The 12,369-nt window shown below is 50.0% G+C and carries 3 protein-coding genes and 1 CRISPR repeat array; all 3 genes read right to left on the reverse strand.

Annotated elements, in window-relative coordinates:
- The first annotated feature begins 21 nt into the window (after window positions 1–21).
- A CRISPR array of direct repeats spans window positions 22–10,528; the repeat unit is 32 nt; unit sequence ATTTCAATTCACGCGCCCGCATGGGGCGCGAC.
- Window positions 10,529–10,708: 180 nt separating this feature from the next.
- A complete protein-coding gene (gene cas2, locus LE180_RS02550) occupies window positions 10,709–10,999 on the reverse strand; it encodes a CRISPR-associated endonuclease Cas2 (protein ID WP_374133921.1) in 291 nt (96 codons plus the stop codon).
- 9 nt (window positions 11,000–11,008) lie between these two features.
- The gene (gene cas1c, locus LE180_RS02555; protein WP_374133922.1) at window positions 11,009–12,043 is read right to left on the reverse strand and encodes a type I-C CRISPR-associated endonuclease Cas1c; all 1,035 of its coding nucleotides are present in this window, start codon (window positions 12,041–12,043) and stop codon (window positions 11,009–11,011) included.
- Window positions 12,027–12,369: CRISPR-associated protein Cas4 (gene cas4, locus LE180_RS02560; protein ID WP_374133923.1), on the reverse strand; the 343-nt coding region annotated here is incomplete at its 5' end. The genes cas1c and cas4, both read right to left, overlap by 17 nt.

The following is a 12,369-nucleotide window of genomic DNA, read 5'->3' on the forward strand; positions in this document are numbered from 1 at the left end:
GGCAGAGCGGTAATTGCGCAAATTTCAATTCACGCGCCCGCATGGGGCGCGACACCACAAATCACCTATATCTGTACCACATCTACGGATTTCAATTCACGCGCCCGCATGGGGCGCGACGGTGTAAATTTCTAAAATTTTCCACGTCCCTGAGATTTCAATTCACGCGCCCGCATGGGGCGCGACTTCGTTTTGTTCCCGTCGGTGGTTTTTAAGCCACCATTTCAATTCACGCGCCCGCATGGGGCGCGACCACACGAACTCTCAAAATCTTGCATGGGCGAGAATTTCAATTCACGCGCCCGCATGGGGCGCGACCACTGATCATAATCCCGCTCATTTTTTATACGCATTTCAATTCACGCGCCCGCATGGGGCGCGACTATCTACCAGCTTCGTCGCGCACGCATTGCGATATTTCAATTCACGCGCCCGCATGGGGCGCGACGTCTTTATTGTGATTTTTTGTGGCTGAAAAGTTTATTTCAATTCACGCGCCCGCATGGGGCGCGACTATCCAGCATTGCAATCTTCGTCGTCGGGTGGTTTATTTCAATTCACGCGCCCGCATGGGGCGCGACGCGTAACTTACAGCAGCTGCGAATCTTTTTTTAATATTTCAATTCACGCGCCCGCATGGGGCGCGACTAGCATCCCCGTACGCTTCGCCGTGCGTGCGCATTTCAATTCACGCGCCCGCATGGGGCGCGACTTGGCAGAAGGTAACTACGCGCGAGTGTGCGACTATATTTCAATTCACGCGCCCGCATGGGGCGCGACTTGCATTTTCTTTTCCCGAACTTATCCACGTTATCATTTCAATTCACGCGCCCGCATGGGGCGCGACCATAGAGCAGTAATTTTGTCCGCTATCCTCCGCATTTCAATTCACGCGCCCGCATGGGGCGCGACTTAAGATTTTGTAGCAATTTTGTGCTGCGCGAAATTTCAATTCACGCGCCCGCATGGGGCGCGACAGCCGTTAGCTATACAGTCCCCGTCACAATAACTCCATTTCAATTCACGCGCCCGCATGGGGCGCGACTGTTTTCTCCGGTGGTTTTTACACCACCGGAGAACATTTCAATTCACGCGCCCGCATGGGGCGCGACAATATACGCCGCAACCTTAAAAATCGCGATGGAAAATTTCAATTCACGCGCCCGCATGGGGCGCGACCGGGCACGCACTATGTGGAATTTACGAAAAGTATGAGATTTCAATTCACGCGCCCGCATGGGGCGCGACCAAGAGAAAAAAGAAATGAAAGCGAAAGGAAAGGATTTCAATTCACGCGCCCGCATGGGGCGCGACTACAAGCGCAAAAAAATACAAAAAGAACAAAAAATTTCAATTCACGCGCCCGCATGGGGCGCGACAACGAAATCACCACCACGTGTTTTGGGCGCGGGCTGATTTCAATTCACGCGCCCGCATGGGGCGCGACCAGCGACGAGGCGATTGACGAGGAAAAGGGCTTATTTCAATTCACGCGCCCGCATGGGGCGCGACCGGAGTATTACTGTGCGCGGAAGAAGGGATAAACAATTTCAATTCACGCGCCCGCATGGGGCGCGACTACGCGTACTAAGAAAAAGTTGAGAACGCGTACATTTCAATTCACGCGCCCGCATGGGGCGCGACGTCGGTGGTGGTGTTGTTGTTGCACTGCATGTTGGATTTCAATTCACGCGCCCGCATGGGGCGCGACTACGCGCACGAGCACGTGCAACTATGTTGGGACCCATTTCAATTCACGCGCCCGCATGGGGCGCGACCGACCTAGCGTGTGGTGATTGCCCGCGTGATTGTATTTCAATTCACGCGCCCGCATGGGGCGCGACGGTACAAGCGCAAAAAAATACAAAAAGAACAAAAAATTTCAATTCACGCGCCCGCATGGGGCGCGACCGACCTAGCGTGTGGTGATTGCCCGCGTGATTGCATTTCAATTCACGCGCCCGCATGGGGCGCGACCGAGCGAATCAAAAAAAACATCGACGGAGACAAAATTTCAATTCACGCGCCCGCATGGGGCGCGACGGTTTTTTGGGTTAATTTTAGTTTATCTTTTTTGATTTCAATTCACGCGCCCGCATGGGGCGCGACCGTAGGATTAAAGCAGGCGGAGTATTACTGTGCGCGATTTCAATTCACGCGCCCGCATGGGGCGCGACGCAGATATAGAAAAAGCGCTAGAATGGCTTCAGCATTTCAATTCACGCGCCCGCATGGGGCGCGACACCCAGACATAGCCTCCTACGTTCAAAAAAATTTTATTTCAATTCACGCGCCCGCATGGGGCGCGACGATATCGCGAAACAATAACAGCATATCCGGGCTACATTTCAATTCACGCGCCCGCATGGGGCGCGACTGGGTGAACCAAGTCCATATACTTCTATCGAAGGCATTTCAATTCACGCGCCCGCATGGGGCGCGACTTTACGTTTTGCTGTTCAAACTCAGAAATTCTTCATTTCAATTCACGCGCCCGCATGGGGCGCGACGCCTCAATGCTGCAATTAAAGAGCAACGTGAATATATTTCAATTCACGCGCCCGCATGGGGCGCGACGTCAAGGCCGCGTTAATTATCATAGTGGCAACAGTATTTCAATTCACGCGCCCGCATGGGGCGCGACGTATCAGTAACAGCAAATATACGATTAAGCCCCTATTTCAATTCACGCGCCCGCATGGGGCGCGACTATGAATACGCTCGCGTATATACAGTAGCCTGCGATTTCAATTCACGCGCCCGCATGGGGCGCGACGTCAAGGCCGCGTTAATTATCATAGTGGCAACAGTATTTCAATTCACGCGCCCGCATGGGGCGCGACACGTTGACTTATGACGATGAGAAGATAACTGAGCTATTTCAATTCACGCGCCCGCATGGGGCGCGACCTTGAGCACGCGCTACTGATTGTTGAGTTTTAGCAAATTTCAATTCACGCGCCCGCATGGGGCGCGACTTCCCGTCGATGTATAAAGTCGAAGGTCAATCCATATTTCAATTCACGCGCCCGCATGGGGCGCGACTGAACGATACGCCCGCGAGGTTATGTATGCTATTATTTCAATTCACGCGCCCGCATGGGGCGCGACTGAAATTCATTATACTTACGTTGCTCAAGGGTTAAAATTTCAATTCACGCGCCCGCATGGGGCGCGACCAATCTGTAGCTCATGCGCAGGCTCAAAAGCTTAATTTCAATTCACGCGCCCGCATGGGGCGCGACTACAGTTACCTTACTTGATAGGTAACTGTCTAGATATTTCAATTCACGCGCCCGCATGGGGCGCGACCACGCTGCTCCTTCGTCGATGCTTCAGTGTACCATTTCAATTCACGCGCCCGCATGGGGCGCGACCGGGCTGCAAGCTGGATTTACACGTGGTCGACAGATTTCAATTCACGCGCCCGCATGGGGCGCGACAGCAAAAACTAATGGCGCGGATGTGGAAAATAATATTTCAATTCACGCGCCCGCATGGGGCGCGACAGTTGCCCGAGCAGCCGTAAGACGTTAGTGTTTGGATTTCAATTCACGCGCCCGCATGGGGCGCGACCCTCGGACCCGCGAAAAACCATGCGCTGGATAACGATTTCAATTCACGCGCCCGCATGGGGCGCGACAAATAAAATGAAGAAAGGAGTTATTTAATGAAAATTTCAATTCACGCGCCCGCATGGGGCGCGACTTAATCCGTCCCGCTAACCTTGTAATGACTGTCTGATTTCAATTCACGCGCCCGCATGGGGCGCGACCAGGGCGAGGTGGGCAAGTAAAATATCCCGACATATTTCAATTCACGCGCCCGCATGGGGCGCGACTATCGCGATTTATCGCAATTGGCTAGGGATAAAATTTCAATTCACGCGCCCGCATGGGGCGCGACGAAAATCAAAAGAAATATACGCAACTACGCGTAATTTCAATTCACGCGCCCGCATGGGGCGCGACAATAGACTTTTTGACGACAACGCTTATGTACTTAATTTCAATTCACGCGCCCGCATGGGGCGCGACTAGTAAGGTTATTAACTAAACTACCAAAGGAGAATATTTCAATTCACGCGCCCGCATGGGGCGCGACCAGACAGTGTATCAGCCTATGTAAGAGGGCTGATAGATTTCAATTCACGCGCCCGCATGGGGCGCGACCTTGAGCACGCGCTACTGATTGTTGAGTTTTAGCAAATTTCAATTCACGCGCCCGCATGGGGCGCGACCTAAACTTGTCATATTGTTTGTAGCTTGTGAATAATTTCAATTCACGCGCCCGCATGGGGCGCGACACCTATCATGGACGACGACGAAGAGTTTTTTAAATTTCAATTCACGCGCCCGCATGGGGCGCGACGGTTACCTACAAGTATATTGCGTTCCAACCACGTATTTCAATTCACGCGCCCGCATGGGGCGCGACTGCGGAGGGAAATATGGAGTATAGTCCATATGGCATTTCAATTCACGCGCCCGCATGGGGCGCGACTGTGATGCGCACAGTATCTCTGCGTATGTCCGTATTTCAATTCACGCGCCCGCATGGGGCGCGACGACATGAAATTGTACGAAGAGATAATACTGTTACAATTTCAATTCACGCGCCCGCATGGGGCGCGACATTCGGGCATAGTCCCAAGTGGCTTTTCGGAAAAAATTTCAATTCACGCGCCCGCATGGGGCGCGACAACGGTAATTAATAGGATAGATACCGCTGATATAATTTCAATTCACGCGCCCGCATGGGGCGCGACCAATAAGTGGGGTAGACAGAAGACAGGTAATGCATTTCAATTCACGCGCCCGCATGGGGCGCGACCAGGGCGAGGTGGGAAAGTAAAATATCCCGACATATTTCAATTCACGCGCCCGCATGGGGCGCGACTACTCAAACATGATTGCTAACGCGGAAAAAGACAGCATTTCAATTCACGCGCCCGCATGGGGCGCGACCAGAAGGCAAGTCATGCGTAACTGTGTAAATCCTATTTCAATTCACGCGCCCGCATGGGGCGCGACTGGCTAAACGTGGACTATAGTTTAACAAAAGCGTACATTTCAATTCACGCGCCCGCATGGGGCGCGACTACTCCCCGATTTTTTTGGGGGCGGATGGATTCATTTCAATTCACGCGCCCGCATGGGGCGCGACTGGGTTCTTGGAAGTTAAAACATCTACAATTAAAAATTTCAATTCACGCGCCCGCATGGGGCGCGACTACGCACGCGTACCAACAAGCGGCTATCGCCATCATTTCAATTCACGCGCCCGCATGGGGCGCGACTGGCTACTATACGCACTCTCGACTCTGAATTTGAATTTCAATTCACGCGCCCGCATGGGGCGCGACTAGCCTGCCCGGCGGCACATACACCGTCGAGAGGATTTCAATTCACGCGCCCGCATGGGGCGCGACTACAAACTCACAAATTATTACAAGCGGAGGACTAATTTCAATTCACGCGCCCGCATGGGGCGCGACGTCGTCATCACAACAACAACCACCACCACAACAAATTTCAATTCACGCGCCCGCATGGGGCGCGACTGCGTGTATCCAAAATAAACAAGCGTTATGAAAAATTTCAATTCACGCGCCCGCATGGGGCGCGACCGACGAAGGTATAAAAGCGCCACCGCATATTATATTTCAATTCACGCGCCCGCATGGGGCGCGACTCAGCCTCTATCCCCGTTGCTGGGCTAGGTGTTTTTAATTTCAATTCACGCGCCCGCATGGGGCGCGACAGATTAGTGGATACAACGCTCGAGCCTAAAAAAATTTCAATTCACGCGCCCGCATGGGGCGCGACTGAAACTGCACAACATTAGCCCACGAGAAGCAGATATTTCAATTCACGCGCCCGCATGGGGCGCGACCATGTCTTTTTGGGCGCTCTCAATCATATTTGAATTTCAATTCACGCGCCCGCATGGGGCGCGACTTTGCCGCATTTGGGGCTCTGCCAAATTTTTTTGTATTTCAATTCACGCGCCCGCATGGGGCGCGACTCTGGAGAGGTAGAGGCGAATGACCAAAATAAATATTTCAATTCACGCGCCCGCATGGGGCGCGACATAAAAAAATGTGGCTAAAACAAAGAGAAACAGATTTCAATTCACGCGCCCGCATGGGGCGCGACTGGCTTAAGCCAAGGTGGCATTCAGAGGGTTAACATATTTCAATTCACGCGCCCGCATGGGGCGCGACTACCGATCAGCTTATTGCCCGTATAGCTCGCGGCATTTCAATTCACGCGCCCGCATGGGGCGCGACGACATACGCAAAGCCAACTGCTTCAAAGATTTAATTTCAATTCACGCGCCCGCATGGGGCGCGACTTCAAAAGATTGGGCGGTAATTTCGTTGTACGGATTTCAATTCACGCGCCCGCATGGGGCGCGACCAAAATTGCTTCCCTATACTTACTACGGACTTCGATTTCAATTCACGCGCCCGCATGGGGCGCGACGAGTACTTATGGGGGGACTAACTGAAATAAGCGTAATTTCAATTCACGCGCCCGCATGGGGCGCGACCTGATTTTCAACTATAGGGGCGTCGTTTATACATGGATTTCAATTCACGCGCCCGCATGGGGCGCGACAAGAAAACAAACTCAAACTAGACTTGACCAGAGACATTTCAATTCACGCGCCCGCATGGGGCGCGACCTCCTGTTTTTACTTTTTCGGGGAGGAGGGACTCATTTCAATTCACGCGCCCGCATGGGGCGCGACAAGCCGAGTACGCCCTTACAGAAACAAATTGCTTATTTCAATTCACGCGCCCGCATGGGGCGCGACCGTTTGACATTAGTTTAAACCCCGTATATAATCTATTTCAATTCACGCGCCCGCATGGGGCGCGACCTTAACGCTTTTATTAATTCACTCGACGACAAAAATTTCAATTCACGCGCCCGCATGGGGCGCGACTATTATCGTAATTCCCGGAGGCTCTCATTATTGTATTTCAATTCACGCGCCCGCATGGGGCGCGACAAAACGTGGGACCATATAAACGGCGACATGACTAATTTCAATTCACGCGCCCGCATGGGGCGCGACAAAAATTTTGGTTGAAAGGCTAGGTGGAAAATAAATTTCAATTCACGCGCCCGCATGGGGCGCGACGCTCGGGACAAATTAAAACAAGGAGTAATTTGATATTTCAATTCACGCGCCCGCATGGGGCGCGACTGCATTGCCTCTTCGGGCGTATATTGCTGTCTGATTTCAATTCACGCGCCCGCATGGGGCGCGACCGTCTCTTAATGAGCCTACTCCTTATACTACTGTTATTTCAATTCACGCGCCCGCATGGGGCGCGACTACAAAAGGCCGTAATGCGTCAACGCATCGACCATATTTCAATTCACGCGCCCGCATGGGGCGCGACCGAGCGCTGCGCGCGTGATGGTGGTCGCTATGTGATTTCAATTCACGCGCCCGCATGGGGCGCGACCAGCTCAGAGAACGGGATTATCATCTTAACAAAATTTCAATTCACGCGCCCGCATGGGGCGCGACTCCAAACAACTTATGTCTCAGATCGGTCTTGCGAATTTCAATTCACGCGCCCGCATGGGGCGCGACTGACGACTTTCCGTGTTTACATATGTGTTCTGGTATTTCAATTCACGCGCCCGCATGGGGCGCGACTTGTAGGATACGCCGCAAGCAAGATTGGACCACACATTTCAATTCACGCGCCCGCATGGGGCGCGACTGGTAAAACTCTCGGCGAGTCTGGCCAGATACTTATATTTCAATTCACGCGCCCGCATGGGGCGCGACAAGGATAAATTAAAACAAGGAGTAATCTAGCTATATTTCAATTCACGCGCCCGCATGGGGCGCGACGGCGACTATATCCCCGATGATAAAGTTACGCATGAATTTCAATTCACGCGCCCGCATGGGGCGCGACCGAGCGCTGCGCGCGTGATGGTGGTCGTTATGTGATTTCAATTCACGCGCCCGCATGGGGCGCGACAAAATTAAAACAAGGAGTTATTTGATGAAGATTATTTCAATTCACGCGCCCGCATGGGGCGCGACTTCCTTTAAACTCTCTCGGATCTCCCACACATAATATTTCAATTCACGCGCCCGCATGGGGCGCGACCGTGTTACCGATCCGTGCCTATGTTCAAATCTGATTTCAATTCACGCGCCCGCATGGGGCGCGACCACAATCGCAAGTACCGTGAAATGATGTCACGAGCATTTCAATTCACGCGCCCGCATGGGGCGCGACTGGTCGTGCTTATGTATTCCATACTCAGCGTACGATTTCAATTCACGCGCCCGCATGGGGCGCGACTTCTCGTCAGTCCCGCTTTGATTATTATTTCCCGATTTCAATTCACGCGCCCGCATGGGGCGCGACCATTTTTACCTCACATATGATCCATAAGTCCGGATTTCAATTCACGCGCCCGCATGGGGCGCGACTGCGTTGCCTCATCACAGCCTTCTGTAATCGTCCATTTCAATTCACGCGCCCGCATGGGGCGCGACCGAAAGCCCAGGCAGATATGTATCGTGCTAAGGCTATTTCAATTCACGCGCCCGCATGGGGCGCGACCGGTAATTTTTGCATCATCATAAGTGAGCGTAACGATTTCAATTCACGCGCCCGCATGGGGCGCGACTCCTCAGTGGTTTTATGAAAGCTATTACTGCGTTATTTCAATTCACGCGCCCGCATGGGGCGCGACCATACATTATACGACGGACATAAGCCTTACCAGATTTCAATTCACGCGCCCGCATGGGGCGCGACTATTCGAAGCGAGAGAGACGACCAAATCGACGAATTTCAATTCACGCGCCCGCATGGGGCGCGACCAGCAGCAGTATCAGTACGAGCAGGCGTACCGTCAATTTCAATTCACGCGCCCGCATGGGGCGCGACTATACCATTCATTCCAAATAGCGATATATGCCCATTTCAATTCACGCGCCCGCATGGGGCGCGACAATTTTTTGCGGGCGTTGAGAGCCTCACCAATTATTTCAATTCACGCGCCCGCATGGGGCGCGACCTCAGTTTTTCAAGACCTTCGGCGGTTTTATTAATTTCAATTCACGCGCCCGCATGGGGCGCGACAAAATCACCCTCGGGGTTTGCCTGGGCTGTAACAGATTTCAATTCACGCGCCCGCATGGGGCGCGACTTTGCGTATGTCGTCGCGCCCCATGCGGGCGCGTATTTCAATTCACGCGCCCGCATGGGGCGCGACAACATACTCAGCATCCATGTGATTGACTCCGAATAATTTCAATTCACGCGCCCGCATGGGGCGCGACACTCAGTTTTTCAAGACCTTCGGCGGTTTTATTAATTTCAATTCACGCGCCCGCATGGGGCGCGACCAAAATTTTTTACGAGCGTTGAGAGCCTCACCGATAATTTCAATTCACGCGCCCGCATGGGGCGCGACTAGTGAATAAAAACATTAATTTCATGGAGGACCGATTTCAATTCACGCGCCCGCATGGGGCGCGACTAGGCGGGAGCGAAGCGAGCGCTATTTTGGGCATATTTCAATTCACGCGCCCGCATGGGGCGCGACCATTCTCACATCGTAAGCGCTGAGGCGGCGTTAATTTCAATTCACGCGCCCGCATGGGGCGCGACTGCAAAAAGGATTTACAATGAGAGACGGAACAAATTTCAATTCACGCGCCCGCATGGGGCGCGACCATCTCGTCTCAAAGACATTGATTGGTCGCAGGTTATTTCAATTCACGCGCCCGCATGGGGCGCGACTCGAGCGCTGCGCGCGCGACGGAGGCCGCTATGTAATTTCAATTCACGCGCCCGCATGGGGCGCGACCAAAACGCTTGGCGAAGCCGGACAAATTCTAATATTTCAATTCACGCGCCCGCATGGGGCGCGACCGCGATTTATCGCAATTGGCTATGGACAAAGAAATTTCAATTCACGCGCCCGCATGGGGCGCGACCAAAAAGCGGTCCTGCGTCAACAAACCGACTATATTTCAATTCACGCGCCCGCATGGGGCGCGACTGCTCCCGATTCGTGCTTATGTCCAGATTTGGAATATTTCAATTCACGCGCCCGCATGGGGCGCGACTGATAAATCCGGTTATCTTGGCAAAACGCTTGGCATTTCAATTCACGCGCCCGCATGGGGCGCGACCACCAACCGCCGGCGAAGCCAAGGGCGGTAGCCCATTTCAATTCACGCGCCCGCATGGGGCGCGACGAGATGATGTCTCGTGTTAAGAATGTTGATTGGACGCCCATTTCAATTCACGCGCCCGCATGGGGCGCGACTTATCGAGGGTTCTCTTCACAAGGATCATCTGCAATTTCAATTCACGCGCCCGCATGGGGCGCGACGTTACCAAGGACGTTGGGATGAGTATCGTCGTCGGATTTCAATTCACGCGCCCGCATGGGGCGCGACTTGCTCATTTAGGCGAACAAGCGGTACAGAATAGAATTTCAATTCACGCGCCCGCATGGGGCGCGACAGTACTACAAAAACTTCTTATAAATTCAACAAATTTATAACTATTTGTGCGAAGCCTGCATTTTCACATGTATATTTTTACACATTTTCAATTTTTGATTCATTTTTCAACACGCGATCCAAATGAACAATATGCAATCACGTACAATTCGCATTATTAAAATTTGCTTAAAATTTTTTCCTATATTATCAAAGTTCCATGCAAATCAACAGGTTCTTTACAACCATGATGCTCTATTTTTCTTTTCCAATTTGAACCAAGCATATAAAATCTGATACTATCCTTTTTTGAATCAACAACGCTCAATAGTTTATCTTTTAAAAACACCCATTGAGTAGGATCAACTTCACATTCAAAAACCGAAAACTGAACTCTTTGACCATAATCCAAGCATATTTTAGAAACTTTTCTTAAACGTTTTTGACCTCCTATATCAACAGTATTTATATCGTAGCTTATCAAAACAAGCATACTATCGKCCTATTTCCAAATAAATGGCGGATACGCATCAATATCGCCTCTTATATGTCTAGCAAAAAGTAAAGACTGAGCATGGTACAAAAGCCCAATGTGTATAGTCTCTTTTAAGAAAGGATGAAATATTTCTTCCTCTTTCCTTTTTCTGTACGCATCCATTACGATTTTTCTATTTTCATCATCCATCACTACTCCGCCACTTGAAGATTCTGAAAAACCATCATAATTAATTTGGGATAGATTTATTAAAGTAAGAACTAATCTGTCAGCTATTACAGATCTAAATTCTTCCATCATATCCAAGGCTAAACTCGGTCTGCCGGGTCTATCTTTATGCAAAAAACCAACTTGAGGATCTAATCCAACTCCTTCCAATGCAGATGACACATCATGTGCCAATAGTGTATATACAAAAGAGAGAAGACAATTAACTCTATCTTTAGGAGGTCGTCTATTTCTCTCAGACATAAAAAATTTTTCCTTATTATTCAGTATTAATTCATTGAATACACTAAAGTAAGAACTTGCAGCATCGCCTTCCATTCCTCGTAAAATATCTATATTGCTGGCATTAAAAACATTATCAATTGATCTGCGTAAACTATCCGATACTTGTCTCAATTTATCAGAATTAAATATTTTATCTTTGTGATCTCTCAAAGCTCTGTTTATTACARTTCTAGAATTGTTTAACTTTCCAAGCAATACTGACTTAGCTGTTTCCAGACAAAAAACTTTATCTTCCGAATATTTATACTGTTGTTTTCTTAGAAGCACATTGCCTGAAATTGGAGACTGCATCCTTGCAATAAACTTTCCGTATTCCGTAAAGTAACTTACAGAAACATCATTTTCAGCGCATAATCCTAAAAGAAAAGGCGAACACATAATATTTCCAAAACAAACAACAGAATCGATTAGATGAATAGGCGCTCTAAATAATTCCTTGTTTTGCAAACTTATTACAATATTTTCACGTTCTTTTGATATATATGTTCCTTGAGTAGAAACATATAATGTGTTAAATAATTTCTTCATTATTTATCATTTCTTTTAAATATTTTTTTACGGACTTCTTTCTATCAAATATTTCCGGCAAACATAATTCTTTAAACGAACAATTATCGCATTTTTTTGAATATTCAGGTTTTGGCGTTTCTCCGCTATCAACTAAAGCATGAAATTCTTGAGCAAGAGCATAAGTTTCATCTCTCAAAGGTTTATCAAATCCAACATTTAGACGATTGCGAGTTTTACCATAAAATAGCGCGCCACTCTCTATGGTAATATTCATCATTTCTTCTAGGCAAACAGCTTGCGCGCAAAGCTGAACCTTATCAGTATTATCGGATTTTGCCTTCCCA

Source organism: Candidatus Endomicrobiellum pyrsonymphae (genome assembly GCF_020328025.1).
Classification (GTDB): Bacteria; Elusimicrobiota; Endomicrobiia; order Endomicrobiales; family Endomicrobiaceae; genus Endomicrobiellum; species Endomicrobiellum pyrsonymphae.